The 22,630-nt window shown below is 35.8% G+C and carries 17 protein-coding genes and 2 tRNA genes; 14 read left to right on the top strand and 5 right to left on the bottom strand.

Features of this window, described 5'->3' with window-relative positions:
* Positions 1 to 247: 247 nt before the first annotated feature.
* Positions 248 to 1,168 carry a PfkB family carbohydrate kinase gene (locus tag ACZZZI_RS07055; RefSeq protein WP_316761940.1) on the bottom strand — a complete coding sequence of 307 codons (921 nt, stop codon included), beginning with the start codon at positions 1,166 to 1,168 and terminating at the stop codon, positions 248 to 250.
* 145 nt (positions 1,169 to 1,313) lie between these two features.
* Here ACZZZI_RS07055 and ACZZZI_RS07050 point away from each other — a divergent pair.
* From ACZZZI_RS07050 to ACZZZI_RS07035, 4 genes are all read left to right on the top strand, one after another.
* Positions 1,314 to 1,387: transfer RNA gene (locus ACZZZI_RS07050), tRNA-Asn, on the top strand.
* An 87-nt stretch (positions 1,388 to 1,474) separates the two neighbouring features.
* Positions 1,475 to 1,548: transfer RNA gene (locus tag ACZZZI_RS07045), tRNA-Asn, on the top strand.
* Positions 1,549 to 2,013: 465 nt separating this feature from the next.
* On the top strand, positions 2,014 to 2,601 hold the full coding sequence (locus tag ACZZZI_RS07040) for a Crp/Fnr family transcriptional regulator (RefSeq protein ID WP_316761937.1): 588 nt from the start codon (positions 2,014 to 2,016) through the stop codon (positions 2,599 to 2,601).
* Positions 2,602 to 2,703: 102 nt separating this feature from the next.
* Positions 2,704 to 3,381, top strand: coding sequence for a hypothetical protein (locus ACZZZI_RS07035; RefSeq protein ID WP_316761934.1), 678 nt, complete (start codon positions 2,704 to 2,706; stop codon positions 3,379 to 3,381).
* Positions 3,382 to 3,409: 28 nt separating this feature from the next.
* Here ACZZZI_RS07035 and ACZZZI_RS07030 read toward each other — a convergent pair whose 3' ends face one another.
* The gene (locus ACZZZI_RS07030; protein WP_463489028.1) at positions 3,410 to 3,694 is read right to left on the bottom strand and encodes a hypothetical protein; all 285 of its coding nucleotides are present in this window, start codon (positions 3,692 to 3,694) and stop codon (positions 3,410 to 3,412) included.
* A 365-nt stretch (positions 3,695 to 4,059) separates the two neighbouring features.
* Between ACZZZI_RS07030 and ACZZZI_RS07025 the strand changes: the two genes are divergently transcribed.
* Positions 4,060 to 5,436 (top strand): helix-turn-helix transcriptional regulator, encoded by a 1,377-nt coding sequence (locus ACZZZI_RS07025; protein ID WP_463489027.1) that lies wholly within the window; start codon positions 4,060 to 4,062, stop codon positions 5,434 to 5,436.
* Between the two features lie 95 nt (positions 5,437 to 5,531).
* Here the strand turns inward: ACZZZI_RS07025 and ACZZZI_RS07020 are convergent, their stop codons facing one another.
* Positions 5,532 to 6,107 (bottom strand): hypothetical protein, encoded by a 576-nt coding sequence (locus ACZZZI_RS07020; RefSeq protein WP_316761926.1) that lies wholly within the window; start codon positions 6,105 to 6,107, stop codon positions 5,532 to 5,534.
* A gap of 248 nt (positions 6,108 to 6,355) precedes the next feature.
* Positions 6,356 to 7,456 (bottom strand): DNA polymerase IV, encoded by a 1,101-nt coding sequence (dinB, locus tag ACZZZI_RS07015; protein ID WP_463489026.1) that lies wholly within the window; start codon positions 7,454 to 7,456, stop codon positions 6,356 to 6,358.
* A 65-nt stretch (positions 7,457 to 7,521) separates the two neighbouring features.
* Here dinB and ACZZZI_RS07010 point away from each other — a divergent pair, with 65 nt between their 5' ends.
* A complete protein-coding gene (locus tag ACZZZI_RS07010; protein WP_463489025.1) occupies positions 7,522 to 7,881 on the top strand; it encodes a DUF6717 family protein in 360 nt (119 codons plus the stop codon).
* On the opposite strand, the gene ACZZZI_RS07005 is transcribed toward ACZZZI_RS07010, so the two are convergent.
* Entirely contained in the window at positions 7,870 to 8,229 is a 360-nt protein-coding gene (locus ACZZZI_RS07005; RefSeq protein WP_316761919.1) for a response regulator, read from the bottom strand. The genes ACZZZI_RS07010 and ACZZZI_RS07005 overlap by 12 nt on opposite strands.
* A 268-nt stretch (positions 8,230 to 8,497) precedes the next feature.
* On the opposite strand from ACZZZI_RS07005, the gene ACZZZI_RS07000 reads away from it, so the two are divergent.
* From ACZZZI_RS07000 to ACZZZI_RS06965, 8 genes are all read left to right on the top strand, one after another.
* Complete coding sequence (locus tag ACZZZI_RS07000; protein ID WP_316761916.1) at positions 8,498 to 9,523, top strand: LacI family DNA-binding transcriptional regulator; 1,026 nt, start codon at positions 8,498 to 8,500, stop codon at positions 9,521 to 9,523.
* Positions 9,524 to 9,945: 422 nt separating this feature from the next.
* On the top strand, positions 9,946 to 12,900 hold the full coding sequence (locus ACZZZI_RS06995; RefSeq protein WP_463489024.1) for a SusC/RagA family TonB-linked outer membrane protein: 2,955 nt from the start codon (positions 9,946 to 9,948) through the stop codon (positions 12,898 to 12,900).
* Positions 12,901 to 12,913: 13 nt separating this feature from the next.
* The gene (locus tag ACZZZI_RS06990; protein WP_316761909.1) at positions 12,914 to 14,497 is read left to right on the top strand and encodes a RagB/SusD family nutrient uptake outer membrane protein; all 1,584 of its coding nucleotides are present in this window, start codon (positions 12,914 to 12,916) and stop codon (positions 14,495 to 14,497) included.
* Positions 14,498 to 14,540: 43 nt separating this feature from the next.
* Positions 14,541 to 15,518 (top strand): SusE domain-containing protein, encoded by a 978-nt coding sequence (locus ACZZZI_RS06985; protein ID WP_463489023.1) that lies wholly within the window; start codon positions 14,541 to 14,543, stop codon positions 15,516 to 15,518.
* Between the two features lie 62 nt (positions 15,519 to 15,580).
* The gene (locus tag ACZZZI_RS06980) at positions 15,581 to 17,500 is read left to right on the top strand and encodes a glycoside hydrolase family 13 protein (protein WP_463489022.1); all 1,920 of its coding nucleotides are present in this window, start codon (positions 15,581 to 15,583) and stop codon (positions 17,498 to 17,500) included.
* Positions 17,501 to 17,587: 87 nt separating this feature from the next.
* Positions 17,588 to 18,286 (top strand): beta-phosphoglucomutase, encoded by a 699-nt coding sequence (gene pgmB, locus ACZZZI_RS06975; protein WP_344765578.1) that lies wholly within the window; start codon positions 17,588 to 17,590, stop codon positions 18,284 to 18,286.
* Positions 18,287 to 18,366: 80 nt separating this feature from the next.
* The gene (locus ACZZZI_RS06970; RefSeq protein WP_463489021.1) at positions 18,367 to 20,685 is read left to right on the top strand and encodes a glycoside hydrolase family 65 protein; all 2,319 of its coding nucleotides are present in this window, start codon (positions 18,367 to 18,369) and stop codon (positions 20,683 to 20,685) included.
* 20 nt (positions 20,686 to 20,705) lie between these two features.
* Positions 20,706 to 22,523, top strand: a complete 1,818-nt coding sequence (locus ACZZZI_RS06965) for an alpha-amylase family glycosyl hydrolase (RefSeq protein WP_463489020.1) — start codon at positions 20,706 to 20,708, stop codon at positions 22,521 to 22,523.
* The last annotated feature ends 107 nt before the right edge of the window (positions 22,524 to 22,630 follow it).

The raw sequence follows: 22,630 nt of genomic DNA, 5'->3' as shown, positions 1-22,630 counted from the left end.
GGAGATGCTTAGTGTTTAATTTACACTAAGCAAAGGTATGGCTTTTCGCAGTATAAAATGTAAAATAAAAGCAATTAAAAGAACGATGATTTGGGGAAGCATGGATTTGGGTATGGCCAAGAATCAGGGGTTTCAAACTAGATTCCTCAAGAATAATAAAGCCGCCCTTTTGCTGATTGAATTAATCTAATCAGCAAAAGGGCGGCTAAGTGTTTTTGTACAATTAAGATTTGTAGTGGTCTGCTACCTAGGCTTCGATCGTGAACGAGCTTAAATTTACAAACTCCTGAATTCTTGAGGCAACTTCTTGTTCTGTTAAGTTTAATAACTTTTCAGTTCCGAATTTTTCTACGCAGAACGAAGCTAAAGCCGAACCGTAAATAATTGCATTTTTCATATTGCTAAAGTTGATGGTTCCCACTTTAGCCAAATAACCGATAAAGCCACCTGCAAAAGTATCACCAGCACCTGTTGGATCGAAAACTTCGGCCAATGGTAAAGCAGGAGCAGAGAAAATCTTGTCTTCGTGGAATAACAAAGCGCCATGCTCACCTTTTTTAATGATTAAGTATTTCGGGCCCATTGCCAGGATTTTCTTAGCTGCTTTAACTAAAGAATACTCTCCAGATAATTGACGGGCTTCAGCATCATTGATGGTTAAAACATCAACCATTTTAATAGTTTCTAATAAATCGTCCATCATAATATCCATCCAAAAGTTCATAGTGTCCATAACTATTAATTTTGGGCGGTTTTTAAGGCGTTTAATAACCGTTTGCTGTACTTGTGGAGTAAGATTGCCTAACATTAGGTATTCACAATCCTGGTAGCTTTCTGGAATAATCGGATCGAAGTTTTCCAATACATTTAATTCGGTAATTAAAGTATCACGGCTATTCATGTCGTTGTGGTATTTTCCCGACCAGAAAAATGATTTTTCGCCTGCTTTGATTTGTAATCCTTCGGTGTCAATTCCGTGTTCAGTAAAAGTATCGATATCCGATTTATGGAAATCATCGCCAACAACTGCGACAATTTTTGCTTTGTTGTAGAAGTAAGAAGCTGCTAAACTTGCGTAAGTTGCTGCTCCACCTACAATTTTATCTGTTTTTCCGAAGGGAGTTTCAATAGCATCAAAAGCTACAGTACCTATGATTATCAGGCTCATATATTTTATTTTGAATTTTTTTAAAATTTTTTCACTGCAAATATTGCATAAATAATTTAAAAGCCCTAATATTGCATTCCCAAAACGAACAAGGGTATATGTACTGCAAAGCACAAAAGACCTCGTTTTAGGAAACAACCAGCACTCCTTCTTAGCTCAGCTGGTTAGAGCATCTGACTGTTAATCAGAGGGTCGCTGGTTCGAGCCCAGCAGAGGGAGCAAAAATCCTCACAGCAATGTGGGGATTTTTTATGATAAAATTGCCAAATGATTTTGGTAAAAAATGATTACAACCAGGATAAAAATTCCTTCTTAGCTCAGCTGGTTAGAGCATCTGACTGTTAATCAGAGGGTCGCTGGTTCGAGCCCAGCAGAGGGAGCAAAAAGCCGCAACGAAAGTTGTGGCTTTTTTATTTACAACTGGGCGAGAAGTTTATCCAGAGCATAGCGAAGGGAGCCCAGAGCCAATGCTAGTCAGGATATCGTAAAAGGCATTTCTTTTTTTGCTGATTTTCAAATCGTTGAATAGGCAAGTAGAGGCTGATTTTTGGTTCGACCTCAATTCCCTATCAATACTGTGCAAGGCGCTAAAAATCTCAAACTTGGTTTAGTAAGATATTCTTAAAGAATAAGTTAAAATTTATATGCGCTGCTTTTTTGTTTCGATGCCGTTAGATTTGATGGAATTGTAGGTCCTGCTCAATTTTACCGAATATGTGCCTTAATTTACTTTTATGAATGAATAGTCGAGGCGCTCCAACAATTATTGGCATGATTAAATAAATGACAGTCTACCCATACAGCTGCCAAAATAGTATTTCAAACAGTTTGCCTATATTCGGATAATGGAAAAAGAACAGCTAATTGATTTTATCAAGCAAAACATCCCAAATATTAGTGTTACAAAAATGGGGCTAGAAACAATTGCAGCACACTTTGAAGAAATTGAATTTTCAAAAAATGAATACCTTTTGAAACAAGGTAAGGTTAGTGGCTATTATTACTTGGCGGAAGGATTTGTAAGAGCTTTTACACACGATATAGATGGAAATGAAATCACGACTTTTTTTTATCCCAGAGGCAGGGTCGCATTTGAAGCCTCTTCTTTCTTTCTCCATCAACCTTCCACGGAATACCTGCAGGCAATTACCGACTGCAAAGTGTATGCCACCAACTTTGAAAAGCTAAATATGCTTTTTCATTCAGTACCAGAGTTTAGGGAGTTTGCTAGAGCAATGCTAGTAAAAGAATTTGTAGCCTATAAACAACGTACGCTTGCTATGATTAACAAAAGTGCAGAAGAAAGATATGCCAGCCTTGTAGCGGAAAACAATGAAATTTTTTTGTACGCACAGCTCAAACAAATTGCTTCCTATCTTGGCATTACAGATACATCCCTTAGCCGGATAAGAAAAGAATTTGTTAAAAAATAATAGTACTAATTTCTTGCCATTTGACAAGTCGTTTATTGTCATTTGAACAGTAGAGTGGACAAGACCGTTGCTTTCTTTGTGTTGTATTAAAACATAACAATCATGCAACACTTACCAATCTTTATTTATATCACCTTCGGTGCAACAGTGTTGCTATCCCTTGGAATATTTTACAGAGCCACCAATTATTCGAGGCCATTTTTAATCGGTTTGCTTTTTTGGATTGTCATCCAATCCTCCCTTGGCATTTTGGGTTTTTACAGCGACCCAGCCACAAGCACAGAACGCTTTCCGCTGTTGGTAATTCCACCGCTAATTTTTCTATTATCAAGGTTTCTAACTACAAAAGGTAAAGCTTTTTTAGATGGATTGGATCAGCCAACGCTTATCATCTTTCATATCATTAGAATACCAGTTGAGTTCGTCCTGTTTTGGCTCTTTGTGCACCATGCCGTCCCCGAAGCAATGACATTCCATGGCCGAAATTTCGATATACTTTCTGGCATCTCTGCACCTTTCATTTATTACTTTGGCTTCGTAAATAAGAAAATAGGTAAAATCGTAATCCTTGCATGGAATATTATTTGTCTTCTACTATTGTTAAGTGTAGTATCCAGTGCCGTCCTTTCTTTGCCTGCAAGGCATTTGCAATTTGGATTTGAACAAGCCAATATAGCGCTAGGCTATTTCCCTTTTGTATTACTTCCATCTCTTTTAGTACCGTTAGTGATGCTCTCAACATTTGCGGCAATCAGACAGCTTTTAAAAGGAAATAATTAGTCATTCACTTAAAATATAAAAAATGTATTTATAAACTACTTGCTTTTTGGAGTACGGGGGTTCGTTGATTGACTTGAATATTTAAGAAAAGCGAAGTGTTTTGTTTAGCCTTTGATAGAAGCACATCAAAGAAAATTTCATTAATTTCTTTAGCCGTGCCAACAAAAATTGCAACTGGAAGTTTATGGTCAACTTTTAATTCATCATTAAAAACAGTAACAATCATCCGGCTTTCGTCAGTAAATGCAATGTCTATTTTCCACGAATCTGCTTCTGGCAGGTTATTAATGGATTGAAAAAAATCTGTTCTCATATTTTTAGACTTAAAACTTGTGTGTAGCAAAAGAATAGTTTTCAGATAAACTTTAATAAATAATCAATACGTACATCTACACGGAATATTTAAATTATTGATAATCAATATTGAAAAATGTTTGCGATGGGCGATCAAATTGAATGTTTGTAAATTTTATCACTTGGAAGTGGTAAATGTTATGCTTATTTTAATACAGTAAATCATTGTTAGTATTCTCACATTTTAGTCGCTATTGAGCGTTAATAGCTGTTCGTGTAGATGTGAGTAGAAGTTATTTCTTTGATTATTGTCAATTTAGCACAATTAATCCATGAAATAGTTCTGCGATAGCGACAGATTATTTACCCTATTATATCCCATTGATGAAGCTAACTTATACCCGAGCACTGGCAAAAAAAATACTTCTGGTGTTTTTAGTGTTTGTTATTATTGCAGCTGGAGCAGCGCTAATTGTTTTAAATACAATTAATGTAAAACTGAGAAGCATTTCCAATCTGGCCACTAATATAGAACATGTAAAAACTGAACCAGAACAAATTCTATTGCTTATACACCAGGCAGAAGGTGATTTTCAAGAATCGTTGATCAATGCTGGCAGTAAAAAATATGTAGACTACAACAAAAAAATTTCCAGGGTTTTTAATATGATTGACACGCTTCTTACTGAAAGAACGGATACTTCGCATTTAACTGAATTGCAGATTAATAAAGTGAAATTCTGGTATCAAAAGAAATCAAATTTATCAGATCGGCTGTTTGTATTGAAACATAGTTTTGATTCTCTCTTAACGATTTACGCTAACTTTAATAAAGAGGCAGAACAAAATCTTAATAATTTAAATCGTAATGTTCCTAAACAGGAAAATAAAGTTAAAAATGTAGCCGATACCATTGTAAAGGTTATAAAGCCTGAAAAGAAGAGTTTTTATAAGCGATTAAAGGATGCCATTTCGAATAAGGAAAAAAACCAAACAATTGAAATAATCAATCACAAAAATACCCAGCAGATTGATTCTTACAGTACTAAAATTGCTGGCAACGATCGAAGAGCATATCTTAACAAATTACAGCAGCTACAACGTGAAAATAAAAAATTACTAGCTATGCAGGGCGAACTTATTGTTTTAAATAGCCACATCACAAATGAGCTGCAAATTATAATAAGTAACGTAAAAGACATCAATTATAAAATGATTGATGAGTTTAAAGTTCTGGCACTTAAAAATTATAAAGAAACTACAGCCTTGCTAAATAAATTTTATCTGGCTTCCTTATTTCTGGTCGTGGTATTTGCAATCTTACTAATCATATTTATAGTTAGGCTAAACGATGCGGAGATTCTATTGCGTACTGAAAGTGCAATGTCAATTGAGAAAGCCCACCAAAAAATAGATGAACTGGTAAAAAAGGCTGAGTTTAACAGTCGTGTACAATCTCCCGCTAAAACGGAAGAACTAAAAGAGATTGTTCAGCTTGCTGTAGAGAATAATCCAGCATTTTTTGTAAAATTTAATGAGTTTGATACGGAGTTTAGTAAAAAGCTTTTAAGTATTGCACCCAATTTGGTTGCATCAGAAATTGAATTTTGTGCATTACTCAGGCTAAATTTCGAAACCAAAGAAATTGCCCGTTATACAAAGAGTTCGGTTCGGGCTGTTGAAGGTAAGAAATACAGAATAAGAAAGAAAATTGAGATCCCACACGGCATAGATATTAACATCTGGATGGCTCAGATCTAATTTTTATTAAAGTAGTTTTTAAAAGGGTAATTTAAATTTGAAGCTATTTATGGTTGTAAATTCTTATTAATCATTTAATCTATCAGATAAATATTTTAATTATCTGAATGTACAGCGGTGAATTTTGAAACGCCAACCGTTAAATAACTTAGATATTCTAAAGAAAGTACTAATGCCCCAGAAAGATAAGGCTCGTAACCTCTAGGCTTTATAATGTGCAGAATATTTCTTTTATTGAAGTAATGATCGTCGCAAAAAAGGTTAAATAAATCAAATCTGCTTTCTAAATTATTCATTGCCAAAATAAATGCTGCCGTTTCACCTGTAGGAATAAATCCATCGTATTTGGCATCTTTTATACCACCAAATTCGGTAAAGTATTTGTCGAGGGTTTTATTTTTTATAAGAAAAACATCAAGCATTTCTGGTTTAACGTGTGGTGCAATGGAAAGTAATAAAACAATCCTTTCAGGTATAGTGATTTGATCGCGTTTAATTACTTCAGCGTAAAAAGACTCATCATGAGTAATATCTGGTGGTTGAACATCATAAATACTTTCGAATTCAGTTTTCTCGCCGAAAAATAACTTAATACTGGTATCGATAACTTTTGACAGCCAATTTAACTCCTGCGTTAATGTCGTGGCGTTTTTTTTAATAATGCCTTTCATGACAGTTTGTTTATTTATTACAAGTTAAGTTAAGTATTTTTTATGACTAAATTGAATTATTTATTTTGTATTGTGTTGATTTTATGGATGTTGTGTATTTGAATAGGTTTGTGTAATAATTTTAATTCAAATATGAAGATCGATTTCATATCTTTTTTTAATTGTTAAACCTTTTTTTAATCCAATTTTAAGCCTCAATAAAATAGTTTCAAAGATAAACCGTAAGATTAAATTGATAGTTTTAGCTGTTAAAATTCCAACTCAAGCCGATTATTCTCTGTTTTATCGAGCCTGATTTCGTCATAAAATCTCGATAAAGTAATTCCAAGTAATCTAACCTTTGTTAAGCCAATATTAGCTTCGTTAAGTAATTTAATGGCTTCGCTGTAAATGGTTTCTGCGTTGTTAAGCGGTGTTGCAAAAGATCTGCTTCTGGTAATTTGTTTAAAATCCTCAAATTTTATTTTTAAGGTCACCGTTTTTCCTTTAAGCTGATATTTTTCCAAACGTTTTGCTACAGTGATACTAATTTGCTGCAGTAAGCTATGCATAACAGAATCATCATTTGTATCTTCGGCAAGTGTATCTTCTGCACCAACTGATTTAGTTTCGCGGTTGGCTTGAACAGGTCTATCATCTATTCCGCGAACCACCTTATAATAAAATTTACCTGCTTTACCGAATTGAGCGATCAACTGTTGTTCAGTTAGTTTTTTTAAATCTGCACCAGTATTAATTTGCATCGCTTTCATTCTGGCTGCGGTTACCTTACCCACACCAAAGAATTTTTCTACAGGAAGTTTTTCCATAAACCCTTTAATTTTCGATGGGCCGATAAAGGTTAATCCGTCTGGTTTATTTATATCTGATGCAATTTTTGCTACAAACTTATTAATTGATACTCCAGCTGATGCAGTTAAATTCAGCTCATTCTTTATGGCATCTTTTATAGATTGGGCAATATCAATGGCTGACCCAATGCCTAATTTATCTTCAGTAACATCGAGATAGGCTTCATCTAAAGAAAGTGGCTCTATTATATCCGTGTAACGGCCAAAAATTTCACGAATACTTCGCGAAACCGACATGTAAGCATCGAAACGAGGATAAACAAATATGGCAGATGGACAAAGTTGATAAGCTTTACTACATGACATAGCCGAACGGATACCGAAAACTCTGGCTTCGTAGCTCGCCGTTGAAACCACGCCTCTGCTATCGGGTTTGCCTCCAACAACCAAAGGTTTACCTTGGTATTCGGGAAAATCACGTTGCTCAACCGACGCATAGAATGCATCCATATCAATATGAATAATTTTTCTTATTACAGTTGGTTTTTCTTCAGCCATCTAATCATCTAAAATTCGGGATTTTTATCTTGAATATTCAATTAGATTTTTTTTCTTTACAAAATATGGAAAGATTAATCAGATTTTATAAAAATGCGAAAGGGGAATGGTATGCCGATATTCCTGAATGGGATGGGAATGAATCTGATTTACAAATGGTTGAAGGTGCCGACGAGTTATTAGAATGGGTTTCCGTATCAACCAACGAATGTAGCTTGCTTATGGCGGATCTGCACATGCCCAATGCAGAAATTTTAAAATTGATTTTTACCCGCGAAGAGAATTTAGGTGGTGGTGGAGATTATCTTTTAGAAAGTTTTAGAGGTAACTATATTAATCATAAACTATGGTTATGTGGCGTTACCGAATTTGTTTTTAAAGAATTGCCTGAGAAAATATACTTTAAGGAACAATTAGTTCAATAAATGTGTAACCTTATTCAATAAAGAATCCATTTCAAAAGGCTTTTCCATAAAATCGTTGGCACCAGCATCAAGGGCCGATTGTTTAATATCTCTACTTGCAGAAATCATTAAAATAGGGATTTCTTTAAAATCAGGATCGCTTTTAAGTTGTTTGCAAATGTCTCTACCATCGTGACCACTCATCCAGATATCTAGTAAAATAAGATCTGGTTTATTTTTAACGGCATCCAATACCGCACCGCCATCATATGTAAAGTCGACTTCATAGCCCATTACTTGCAATATCATGGTTACGGCATCAACTATTCCTTCATCATCATCAGCAATTAGTATTCTTTTATTTTCCATTTCTTACTCCTAATACCAAGTATTGCTTATTGTGTATTTGCCTTTGAAACTTTAGGCATACTATTAATATACTTAGCTAACATTTTGTTTTGATAAATATAGATTATTTTTTTACGTTAAATTACAATATAGTATAAATATGGGTTTTATACTGCCTTTAGATGCTCTGTAGGTGATTAAATGTAGATTTACAAATATCAATACAAGTAATGTATTAATCTAGTTATATTTACCACGTTATTTATAATGATCAGGCTTTTAACCAAAAATGGATAGTATTAACATAAAAAAATTAGCTGAAGCCTTAAATTTATCTACATCTACAATCTCAAGAGCTTTTAGAGATAACAGTGATATTAACGCTTCAACTAAAACGCTTATTTTAGAAAAAGCCAAAGAATTAAACTATCAGCCTAATCATTACGCAAGTAATTTAAGAGAACAAAAGAGTAAAACCATTGCAGTTATTGTTCCCGAACTTGCAAATAATTACTTCTCCCAAGCCATTCACGGTATAGAACGCGTTGCTCGAGAAAACGGATACCATATTTTAATTTATGTAACCGATGATGACTATTCTAAAGAAGTAAATTTTATTCGACACTTACATAATGGCAGGGCCGATGGTATAATTATGTCGGTATCTGGAGAAGCTAATGATCATAACTACCTGAATAAATTTGGAGGGAAGCGATTACCTTTAGTTTTTTTCGATAGAATTTATGAAGATATTGAAACGCCAAGAGTTGTTACAAACGATTATAATAGCAGTTTTCTGGCTACTGAACATTTAATAGAGCAAGGTTGTACTCGAATTGCCTACCTGGTAGTAAATAAAAGTTTATCGATTGGTAAAACGCGTATGCAAGGTTACATAGATGCACTGGAAAAGCACAATTTACCTTTTGAAGAAAACCTGATTGTCGATTGCAGTAACAGTTATGATGAAAACAGCATAATTATCAAAGCTGCATTAACAGATCTAAAACCTGATGGAATTTTTACATCGGTAGAACGTTTGGCTTTTGCTACTTATTACGCTTGTTACGATTTGAATATTTCGATTCCTCAGGATGTAAAAATAATTAGTTTTTCGAGCTTGGAAATTGCACCATTACTTAATCCATCTTTAACCACAATAACACAACCCGCTACCGAAATTGGTACAGAAGCAGCCAGAATGTTGTTCGATATTTTGTTATCAAAAGGGGATAAAAAAATACCTTCAGAACTGATTCTGCAATCGAAAATTATCAAGCGAAATTCGACCTCAAATTCGCCCCAAAAACCCTAAAAACAGCAGTCTTTTTCCGAAGGATTTTGATCAAAAAAAATCAACACTTAGTGTGTTTTACGCAGAATTCATCCGATTTTTCGGGAACGTTCCCGAAAAACATTCTTAAATTCTCTTAAAATCATCGGGAACGTTCCCGAAATTCACAAGGAAAATAGCTTAGTGTAAAAAATACACATAAAATAGTTTTAAATTATTTGTAATTATTTGATTGTAAATTACTTAAAAACGTATATCTGCTTGAATAAAGCTTTTTTAAATTCTAAAAATCGGTCTTTTTCTATTAAAATTCAGGTTCGGTATCGAGCTGAAAATATATTTTTTAAATAAATTTTGAATTATGATTTCCTGCTGTAAATTAGGCATGTGTGTAAATCACAATAATATTTAACCAAATTTTTATACTTAAAAGAGCTTCGAATATGAAAGTATTTTACCTGCTAAAACAGGGGCTTTTAGTGCTGTTAGTTTTTTCAGCATTAATCGTAAAAGCACAAACTGGATCTGTATCTGGAACAGTGCTTGATGAAACTGGCCAACCGTTGCCTGGTGCTTCCATTTTAATAAAAGGAACAACCAGATCAACATCGACAGATGTCAACGGAAAATTTAAACTGGCTGGGTTATCGAATGGTACCTTAACGTTATCAGCAAGTTTTATCGGTTACCAAACTTTAGATAAAGCTGTAGATGTTACCGCAAATGCAACCGCCGATTTTAAATTGGTTCCAGATGCACAAAAATTAAATGAAGTTGTTGTAATCGGTTACGGTACAGCAGAAAAGAAAAACTTAACAGGTTCGATTACGACCGTTAATTCAAAAGATTTTCAAAAAGGTACGATTACTACACCTGATCAATTAATTCAAGGTAAGGTTGCTGGTGTTAACATCATCAACGGTAGTGGTGCTCCAGGCGGTGGAAGTCAGATTCGTATTCGTGGTGGCGCTTCATTAAATGCAAGTAATGATCCGTTAATCGTAGTTGATGGGGTTCCTTTTAGTGGTAACAGCATTGGTAACGCACCAAGTCCGCTTTCTTTAATTAACCCAAATGATATTGAAACCTTCACGGTTTTAAAAGATGCGAATGCAACGGCCATTTATGGTTCAAGAGCATCAAACGGCGTAATTTTAATTACAACTAAAAAGGGTGGTTCTGGAGCTCCTGTAATCAATTTCAGTACAAACAATTCAATAGGTACAGTAGCTAAAAAAGTAGATGTACTTTCTGCTGATCAGGTTCGTGCTTATGTTAACGCAAATGGTAGTACTGCTCAAAAAGCATTATTAGGTACAGCAAGTACCGATTGGCAGGATGAGATTTATCAAACAGCTTTTACTACTGACAATAACTTAAGTATAGCAGGTTCATTTAAGGGTGTTCCTTACCGTGTTTCTGGTGGTTATTTAGATCAGGATGGTGTTGTAATTTCTGGTAAACTAAAAAGAGCCACGGGTGGCTTCACTTTATCTCCTCGTTTATTTGGCGATCATTTAAAAATCGATTTAAACCTAAAGGGATCATTAACACAGTCTCAGTACCCAAATGACGCAGCGATACAAAATGCTATTCAGTTTGATCCTACTAAAACGGTTGAAGGCCCAGCAACATACGGTGGTTATTTTGAATGGGTTAACGGCGCTGTGCCAAATCCAAACGCACCACGTAATCCCGTTGGCTTAATTAGATTACAGGATAACCATGGTAATGCTGCAAGAAGTTTTGGTAATGCAAGGTTTGATTACTCTTTCCATTTTTTACCAGAGTTACATGCTAACTTAAACGTAGGCTATGATGTTTCTAAAGGTTATGGTTCTACTTCAGTTCCAACTTTCGCAGCTCAAAGTGCATCTACTCAGGGTTCTTATTCAAGCAGAAAAAACATCGAACACGATAAGTTTTCGGAATTTTACTTAAACTATGCTAAAAATGTAGAAAGCATTAAAAGTAGATTCGATGTAACTGCTGGTTATGGATATTATGATATCGCACAGACGAATTTTAATTTTAATACTTACAAAGGTACGGGCGAATTATTGACAACACCAGTATTTCCATTCGCTGTAGAGCAAAATAAATTGCTTTCTTACTATGGTCGATTTACTTACACATTTAATGATAAATATATCTTAAATGGTACTATGCGTGCAGATGCTTCATCAAAATTTTCTGAAAACAATCGTTGGGGTTATTTCCCATCAGTTGGCTTTACCTGGAGAATTATTGGTGAAAATTTCCTTAAGGATAGCAAAGTTGTATCTGATATGAAATTGCGATTAAGTTATGGTGTAACTGGTAACAAAGATGGTATCGGAAACTATGACTATATAGCAAGATATTATGCAAACAGCAATAATGGTCAGTATCAATTAGGAAATACTTTTTACAATTATTATAGTGCAGCTGGTTACGATCCAGATTTGAAATGGGAGTCTACAACTACTTACAATGCTGGTTTAGATTATGGCTTCTTAAACGGAAGATTGTATGGTAGCTTGGATGTTTATTACAAAAAGACGAAAGACTTGTTAAGTATCGTGAACATCCCAGTAGGAACAAACTTTACAAATTTATTAACTACAAACGTAGGTAATATGGATGTAAGAGGTGCTGAGGCAAGTTTAAACTTTGTTGCTATACAAAACGACAAGGTAACCTGGGACTTTGGTTTCAATGCGGCTTACAACAAAAGAAAAATTACCAATCTAACTTTAAATCCTGATCCAGGATCGAAAGTTAGTGCAGGCGATATTACTGGTGGAAGTGGTGTAACGCTTAAATATCATGCAGTAAATCAAGTGCCAGGTGCATTCTTTGTATACAAACAAGTTTATAATGCTGCTGGTACACCAATTGAAGGGGTATACGCAGATTTAAATGGCGATGGAGTAATCAATACAAGTGATCAGTATTTCTTCAAATCTCCAGATCCGAACTTCACATTTGGTTTTAATACTTCGTTCACTTACAAAAAATGGACAGCCAGTACTGTATTAAGAGCAAACATTGGTAACTACATTTACGATAACGTTTCTTCTAACTTAGGAATTAAGAACAATGTATTAAGCACACAAGGTATTCTGAATAATTCTGGTATCGATCTTTATAATACAGGTTTCCAAACTTCTCAGTATTTGAGTGATTATTATATCAAAAATGCTTCTTTCTTGAAAATGGATAACGTTGGTTTATCATATAACGTAGGTAAGCTTTCTCCAACAGGCAATACCACAATGCGAATTTCGGCAAACTGCCAAAATGTATTTGTGGTATCCAAATACAAAGGGATTGATCCAGAGTCGATATCAGGTATAGATTATAATTTATACCCTAGACCAAGAACATTCACTTTAGGTTTAAATGTTGGTTTTTAAATAAAAAATTAAGATGAAAAATTCATTTAAAATAATATTAGCATCAGGTATTTTACTGTTGTCTTTAAATTCATGCAAAAAGGATGCTTTAAATTTAAAACCAACTAACGATGCGACTGCAGAAACGGTGTATGCTACACCTGCAGGATACAAAAATAGTTTAGCTAAGTTATATGCTGCATATGCTTTAACCAGTCCAGGCGGTTCTGATGTGAGTGATATTGGTGGTTTAAACTCAGGTTTTGCCGATTTTTTAAGATTATTCTGGACTTCACAAGAGTTAACCACTGATGAAGCAATTTGTGCCTGGGGTGATACAGGTATTCCAGAATTAGATTACTCTATTCCAAGTGTTGACAATCAATTCTTAAGAGGTCTATATTCAAGAAGTATTCTTCAAATTACATTTGTTAATGAATTCTTACGTGAAAGTACACCAGAAAAATTAGCTAGCCGCAATATTACTGGTGCAGATGCAACTGCTGTTACCAGATATCGTGCTGAAGCTCGTTTCTTACGTGCTTATCAATATTGGGTATTGATGGATGCATTTGGTAATCCACCATTCGTAACCGAAAATGATGCGATTGGTAAAGTTGCACCCCAACAAATTTCAAGAGCTGCTTTATTTACGTATGTAGAGTCTGAATTAAAAGCCATCGAAACCGATTTAGCAGAGCCTCGTACAAACGAGTATGGTCGTGCAGATAAAGGTGCTGACTGGGCTTTATTGGCAAGAATTTATTTAAATGCACAGATATACACAGGTACAGCAAAATATACTGAAGCAATAACTTACTCTAGTAAAGTAATCAATGCAAACTATGCTTTAAAAACAAATTACATGGATTTGTTTAAAGCTGATAACAATGTAAATAATGCGGAAATAATTCTAAGCATTAATTACGATGGTATAAATGGAACGAATTACGGAGGTACAACTTTCTTGATTAATGCAGGTATAAACGGTGATATGAATCCGACCTCGTATGGTGTGCCGAATGGTGGTTGGGGCGGTAATAGAACCCGTGCTAATTTACCAGCCTTGTTTCCAGATGCTAATGGTACTTTAGATAAACGTGGTGTTTTCTTTGGAACAAAAACAGGTATAGACGATATTGGTGTATTTACTGATGGTTTACGTGCAACTAAATTTAAAAATGTTACCTCAACAGGTGCTATGGGTGCATCATTAAACGGAACATTCAGTTCTGTAGACTTTCCAATCTTCCGTCTGGCCGAGCAATATTTAATTTATGGAGAAGCTGTAATGCGTGGCGGAACTGGTGGTACCACGGCTTTAGCTTTAACCTATGTAAATGCTTTACGTGCCCGTGCTTATGGAAATGCTTCAGGTAATGTATCAACCATTAATATAGATTTCTTTTTAGATGAGCGTGGTCGCGAGTTGTATTGGGAAGGTCACCGTCGTACTGATTTAGTGCGTTACGGAAAATATACAGATGGTGGTTATCTATGGCAATTTAAGGGTGGTGTAAAAGCTGGTACTGCATTACCTGCATACCGTAACTTATACCCAATTCCAACAGCAGATTTAATTGCAAATCCAAATCTGAAACAAAATACTGGTTATTAATCTCAATCATTCATAAGATATGAAATCAATTTTATTTAAATCCATGGCATTAAGCTTAATTGCTTTGTCGCTATGGTCATGTAAAAAAGATGAAACTAAAGCCATCGCTACATCTGGCACGGGAGGCGCTTTACAAACATCAGCTACAAGCGTTGTTTTAGATAAATCTAAACTAACCACAAATGTTGTAACTTTTAGTTTAACTGATGCAAATTTTGGTTATCAGGCTGCAGTTTCAAATACATTACAGTTAGCTGTTAAGGGAACAAACTTTGCGGCACCAAAAGAGGCAATTCTAGACGCTAAAGCAACAACAAAAGCTTACAATGGCCTCGACTTTAATAATCTATTATTGTCGTTAGGAATTTCTACATCTGCAAATACTGATGTAGAGATTAGAATTAAGTCTTCAATTTCTACATCTACAGCACCAGTTTATAGTAATGTGGTTACCATCAGCGCAAGACCATTCCCTTTAACAGCATGGATTTACGTACCTGGTAATTATCAGGGCTGGAATCCTGCAACTGCAGATAGTTTAATCTCGCCTACGGGAAATGGTGTGTATACTGGAATTATTGCTTTTGACGGTGATAAATTTAAAATTACGCCTGCTAAGAAATGGGATATTGCTTACGGCGATGCTGGCGGTGGTAAAATCAGCACTTCGGGAGCAGATATCAATTCTGTTTCTAAAGGAGCAAAACAATTGGTGGTTGATTTAAATGCAAATACTTTTACGTTAACACCTTTAGTATGGTCAATTATAGGTAATGCTGTACCAGGCAGTGACTGGTCTGTTGATACAGATATGAAATTTATAAACGATGGGAAAAATAGCTGGACGATTACCATACCTTTAACTGCTGGAGAATTAAAATTTAGGTTAAACCACGATTGGGGAACTAGCATTGGTGATGGTTCGGGCAATGTTGTTATTGCTTCTGCTGGAACTTATAAAATAACATTAACACTTAATGCCGATGGTAAAACGGGAAGCTTTACCTCGGTAAAACAATAATATTTTTTCGATGCCCTGAAGGATGCGAGTTCTTCAGGGCTTTTTTATACATAGAGTTTAGCATGATCAAATTACATCCTACTTCCGTTCGTTCTCTTTCTAATAATGCTCAAACTAAATTCTTGCATTTAGCAGGAATTAAACTTATAATATTTGCTTTTCTTGTATTTTCTACAAGCATTAATCTTTTCGCTCAAAAATTAGAGCGTATCGAACCGATGTTCTGGTTTACAGGGATGCACAATCCCAAATTACAATTGCTTGTTCATGGCGATAATATTGCTGCAAGTACAATTTCTCTAACTTATCCAGGTGTAAAACTGGTTAAAGTTAATAAAGTCGAAAATCCTAATTATCTGTTTGTTGATTTAGAGTTAACTCCATCAGCTAAAGCAGGTAAATTTCCTATAAACTTTTCTGCCAACGGCAAAAAACTATTTTCTTATATCTACGAATTAAAAAATCGCGACAAAAGCCCTGGTAGAATTCAAGGTGTAACACAAAAAGATTTTATTTATTTATTAATGCCTGATCGTTTTTCAAACGGCGATAAAAGCAATGATGTGGTTCAGGGTTTAACTGAAACTGCACTAAATCGTGATAGTATGTATTACCGCCATGGTGGTGATATTCAAGGCGTAATTAATCACCTGGATTACCTTAAAGATTTAGGTGTAACTACTGTTTGGATGACTCCAGAAGTAGAAAACGACATGCCACAAGCTTCTTATCACGGTTATGCAGTAACTGATCATTATAAAATAGACCCACGTTACGGTACAAACGAACTTTATAAAAAATATGTGGAAACTGCTCATGCTAAAGGCATGAAAGTGATTAAAGATATCGTTCACAACCATATCGGCACGCATCATTGGTTTTATAAAGATTTGCCAATGAAAAGTTGGTTAAATCAATGGCCAAAATATACACAAACAAGCTATCGCGATCAAACCGTAATGGATATTCATGCATCAGCTGCCGATCGTAAGCAAATGCTCGATGGTTGGTTTGTGCCTTCAATGCCCGATTTAAATCAAACCAATCCTTATGTTCAAAATTATTTAACCCAAAACCACATCTGGTGGATTGAATATGCTGGCATTGATGGTTTGCGATTAGATACTTACGGATATAACGATCCCGTTTACATGGCCGACTGGGCTTTAAAATTACAGGCCGAATTTCCACACCTTTCCGTTTTCGGAGAAACATTAGTTACCGCGGTAGCTAATCAAGCATTTTTTACTGGCGGTAATACGGTTAACCGTGGTTTTGATACCCATTTACAAGGTATAACGGATGCAACATTAAAAGATGCCATTTATGAAGGTATTAATGGGAAAAACGGCTGGGTAGATGGAATTAATCGCCTGTATGCAACGTTAGCACATGATTTCCTTTACAAAAACGCGAATACAAATTGCATATTTTTAGATAATCATGATATGAGCCGCTTCTATTCGATGGTTGGTGAAGATTTCGAAAAATATAAAATGGGCATGTCTATTCTGCTAACCATGAGAGGCATTCCGCAAATGTACTATGGCACAGAAATCTTGATGAAAAACTTTTCTAATCCCGATGGTTTAATCCGCTCTGATTTTCCTGGTGGATGGAATGGAGATAAGAAAGATAAGTTCATTGCCGATGACAGGACAAATAAAGAAAACGAAGCATTCAATTTCGTGAAAACTTTAGCTAACTTCCGTAAAAATAGCGATGCCTTGCAAAACGGTAAGTTAATGCAGTTTGTACCTCAAGATGATATTTATGTTTACTTCCGCTATAATGGAAGTGCGAAAGGCACAGTAATGGTTGTTGTAAATAACACCGAAAAAGATAAAACTCTAAGTACTGATAGATTTGCTGAACGTACAGCAGGAATCACAACTGCAAAAAATGTAATCTCAGGAGAAAATATACAAATCAAAGAGATTAAAGTACCAGCAAAAACAACTTTAGTGTTAGAACTAAATTAAAGTGTAAAAGCAAAAAGACTAAAGCAGAAAGCGAGTTCATTTATCTATTCTAATACTTGATACTCGCTACTAAAATATTATAAAACAATGCAAGAAAATAAACATCCGGAACTTTCAACTTTCAACCTTCAACCCTCAACCTCAATTAAAGCTTGTCTTTTTGATTTGGATGGTGTACTGGTTGATACAGCAGTTTACCATTATCAAGCCTGGAAACGTTTAGCCAATACTATGGGCTTCGATTTTACTGAAGAACAGAATGAACAATTGAAAGGTGTGAGTCGCGTAGAAAGCTTAAATAAAATTCTGGCTTGGGGCAATGTAGAAAAAACTGATGCTGAAAAGGAAGAGTTAGCGACTTTAAAAAACAGTTGGTATGTGGATATGATTACTAAAATGACACCTGCTGAAGTTTTACCTGGAACGGTAGATTTTTTACAAGCGATTCATAAAGCAGGCTATAAACTGGCCTTAGGTTCTGCAAGCAAAAATTCAGGAATCATTTTGGAACGTACTAATCTGGCTCATTTCTTTGATGAAATTGTAGATGGGAATATGGTTACTAAATCAAAGCCAGATCCAGAAGTTTTCTTAAAAGGAGCCGAACTTTTAGGCTTCAAGCCTGATGAATGCGTTGTTTTTGAAGATGCTGTTGCAGGCGTTGAAGCAGCCAAACGCGGTGGTATGAAAGCCATTGGTATTGGCGAAAAAAGTGTACTAACCGAAGCCGATGTAGTGGTAAGTGGTTTAGATAAATTAACAGTTAAGGATTTAGAGGCATTATAATATTTGTCATCCTGAGGAACGAAGGATCTGCAAGCGATGAAACAGATGCTTCATTCTTCAGCATGACAACAGCTTAAATTATGAAGAATTACATTAAAGCAGATGAGTGGAACATTATCGAAGAAGGCTTTGATCCACATTTAAATAAAATTTCAGAAAGTATTTTCAGTTTGGGTAATGGCCGCATGGGTCAGCGAGCCAATTTTGAAGAAACTTACACTGGCGAAACCCTTTTGGGTAATTATGTTGCGGGTGTTTATTATCCAGATAAAACCCGTGTGGGCTGGTGGAAAAACGGCTACCCAGAATATTTTGCCAAAGTTTTGAATGCCGCAAACTGGGTGGGTATCGAAGTAAAACTGGAGGATGAAATCTTAGATTTAGCAACCGCTGAAGTGAGCGAGTTCAAACGTGTTTTGAATATGCATGCTGGTATTTTAGAGCGTACTTTCACTGCAAAACTGAAAAGTGGTAAAACTGTAAAAGTAAAAGCTACTCGTTTTTGCAGTATCGCTGATGATGAAGTAGGTGCAATCCGTTATAGCATTACGCCTGTAAACTTTGATGGCAAAATCACATTGATGCCTTTCATCGATGGCGATATCAAAAATCAGGATAGCAACTACGATGAAAAATTCTGGACAATGGTTTCTGATGAAATCAAAGAGGCAGAAGCTTACATCAAATTAAGAACAAAGAAAACGGAGTTCGAGGTTTGTACAGGAAGTCACATCGAATTATATAAAAATTCAGAGAAAGTTGCTATCAATCCAGAGGCTGTTCGTAAAGAAAAATTCGTTGGACAAACCTTTTCTGTTGATGTAAAAGCTAACGAGGAAATCACTTTGATTAAAATCGCAGCCAATTTATCTTCAGAAAATTATCCAAAAGAATCACTTTTAAAAGAAGCTAAATCGGTTATCACAAAAGCTATGGTTAAAGGTTTCGATACTTTATTGAAAGAACAAACTGAAGCTTGGGCAACCAAATGGGAAGAAAGCGACATCATCATTGAGGGCGATGTTTCGGCTCAGCAAGCGATTCGTTTCAATATTTTTCAACTGTTCCAAACTTACACAGGTAAAGATGATCGGTTAAATATCGGTCCGAAAGGTTTTACTGGCGAGAAATACGGCGGTTCTACTTATTGGGATACCGAAGCTTATTGTGTGCCTTTTTACTTAGCAACTGCTCCGCAGGAAGTGAGCAAAAACTTACTGGTTTATCGTCACAAGCAATTGGGTAAAGCGATAGAAAATGCGGCGAAATTAGGTTTTAAAGATGGCGCTGCATTGTATCCGATGGTGACGATGAATGGCGAAGAATGCCACAATGAGTGGGAAATTACTTTCGAGGAAATCCACCGTAATGGCGCTATTGCTTTCGCGATTTACAATTATATCCGCTATACTGCCGATGAAAGTTATTTGTCGGATTTCGGTTTAGAAGTTTTAATCGGCATTGCCCGTTTCTGGAAACAACGTGTAAACTGGAGTGGCGAAAAACAGCAATATGTAATGCTTGGTGTTACTGGTCCGAACGAGTATGAGAACAACGTAAACAACAACTGGTACACCAATTTATTGGCAACCTGGTGCATGAAATATGCAACAGAAGCTGCGGGAATTGTAAAAAATCAGCAGCCCGGAAAATATAACAGCTTATTAAAAAGCTTAAATTTCGATGTTGAGGAATTTGCCGATTGGGCAGATATCATCGAGAAAATGTATTATCCAGAGGATAAAAATCTGGGAATTTTCTTACAGCAAGATGGTTATTTAGATAAAGAGCAAACTTTAGTTAAAGATTTGCCAGCAAGCGAAAGACCAATTAACCAGAAGTGGAGTTGGGATAGAATTTTGCGTTCGCCATTTATTAAACAAGCCGATGTTTTACAGGGATTGTATTTCTTCGAAGAGGATTACGATTTGGAAACCATCAGAAGAAACTTCGATTTTTATGAGCCACGTACGGTTCATGAAAGTTCTTTATCGCCTTGCGTACACAGTATTTTAGCTGCTAAATTAAATGATGAGGCCCGTGCCTACGAATTTTATTTACGCACTGCCCGTTTAGATTTAGACGATTACAATAATGATACAGAAGATGGTTTGCACATCACATCGATGGCTGGAACCTGGATGAGCGTGGTAGAGGGTTTCGCTGGTATGCGTGTCCGCGACGGTAAATTGCACTTCAATCCTTTCTTGCCAACACAGTGGAAATCGTTCTCGTTTACCATTGGTTTTAGAGGTGCAACTTTGAAGATAAACATCACAGAAAACGGCATCACTATTAAAAATAACAATGATGTTGATTTAGAAATCGGAATCAGAAACCAGGTTTATAAACTGGCTGGAAACGGAGAAATCGAAGTTAATAACGCGGAGTTGGTATGATTGTAGATGTAAAATGTAAAATGGAAAATGCATTGAAATTGGCTTCGACTCCTCGTCATTGCGAGGAACGAAGCAATCTTAATGCGATAGCTTGTTTAATTGCGGTTTCCCTTTTACTAATTTCTCAAACATCCTTTGCACAAAAAAAGAGTAAAAATATGAACGATAAGCAAATCGTTATATATCAGTTATTGCCCCGTTTATTCGGAAATAAAAACACGACAAATATTCCTTATGGCACCATCGAACAAAATGGTTCAGGGAAGTTTAATGACATTACAGATAAGGCTTTAGATGGCATTAAGGAACTTCATGTAAACTACATTTGGTACACAGGTGCTATCGCTCACGCCAGTTTAACCGACTATTCTGCTTACGGAATTAAGGTTGATGATGCAGATGTTGTAAAAGGGAGAGCTGGTTCGCCTTACGCCATTCGTGATTATTACGATGTCAATCCAGATTTAGCCGTTGATGTAAAGAACCGAATGAAAGAGTTCGAATCTCTGGTCAAAAGAACACACGCTAAAAATCTGAAAGTAATTATTGATTTTGTACCAAATCATGTAGCCAGAAGTTATCATTCTTACGCTAAGCCAAAAAACGTAATCGATTTTGGCGCTAAGGATGATGTAACAAAGGCTTTCAGTACGCAGAACGATTTTTATTATGTCCCAGGTCAGCCGTTTGTAGTGCCAACCAACGGACAAAAAACGCCGTTATCTGGTTTACAGGATGGAAAATTTGATGAAAATCCTGCAAAAGCAACAGGTAATGATGCTTTTACTGCATCGCCGAAATATGATGATTGGTACGAAACCATTAAGTTAAATTACGGTGTTGATTATCAAAACGGCAGACAAAATCATTTCGAACCCATTCCGCCTGTTTGGACTAAAATGCGTGACATTTTAATCTATTGGACTAAAAAAGGTGTAGATGGTTTCCGTTGCGATATGGCCGAAATGGTACCTATTGCTTTTTGGAATTGGGTTATCCCACAAGTTAAAAAAGTCAATCCCGATTTAATTTTCCTTGGCGAAGCTTATAATCCGCAAGTGTATAAACAATATTTAGAAGAGGGAAAATTCGATTATTTATATGATAAAGTCGGATTGTATGACGGACTGAAAAGATTAATTAGAAACGAACCTCATGCAGATGTAGCCGCTATTCGTTACGTGTGGCAGAAAGAAAGCGCTGGTTTTGGCAAAAATATGTTGCGCTTTTTAGAAAACCACGATGAGGAGCGGATTGCATCAGCTGGATTTGCAGGAAAAGCTGAACTGGCTTTGCCTGCAATGGTGGTTTCGGCTACGCTTGGCTCTGGTCCGGTAATGTTGTATTTCGGTCAGGAAGTTGGCGAACCTGGAAAAGGTGCTGAGGGTTTCGGTGGCGATGATAACCGCACCACAATCTTTGATTATTGGGGCGTTCCTAATCATCAAAAATGGATGAATGGCGGTTTATTCGATGGACATAAATTAAGTGCGGCAGAGCACAATTTAAGAGCTTATTATAAGCAGCTTTTAAAAGTAACTTCAACAAGTGATGCGGTTGTGAACGGTGAGATTTACGATGTTCCGCAAGCGGGAAATATGAATAACCGCATGTATGCATTTATTCGTTATTCTGGCAAACAGCGTTTATTGGTTGTGGCTAACTTCGATAGAAATCAAACTTTAGAGGCCAATATCGAAATCCCCGACCATATTTTAAAAGTGAAAAAATCTTCTCCAGTAACAGATTTACTTACTGACAGAAAATTGAATATACCAGCAGGAACGAGTATTCCTGTAAAACTTGGGCCAGTTTCGGCACAAGTAATAGAATTTTAAACCTTTATAATTAACCGCAAAGAACACAAAGATTTTCGCAAAGAATAGAAGACCTGGCTTTGCGGCCTTAGCGCTTTTTCACTCTGTGACCTTTGCGGTTAAAAAAA

It is taken from the genome of Pedobacter sp. AC190 (assembly GCF_979258025.1).
Note: the sequence above shows the minus strand (reverse complement) of the source record. Positions and strands in the feature narration are given on the sequence as shown.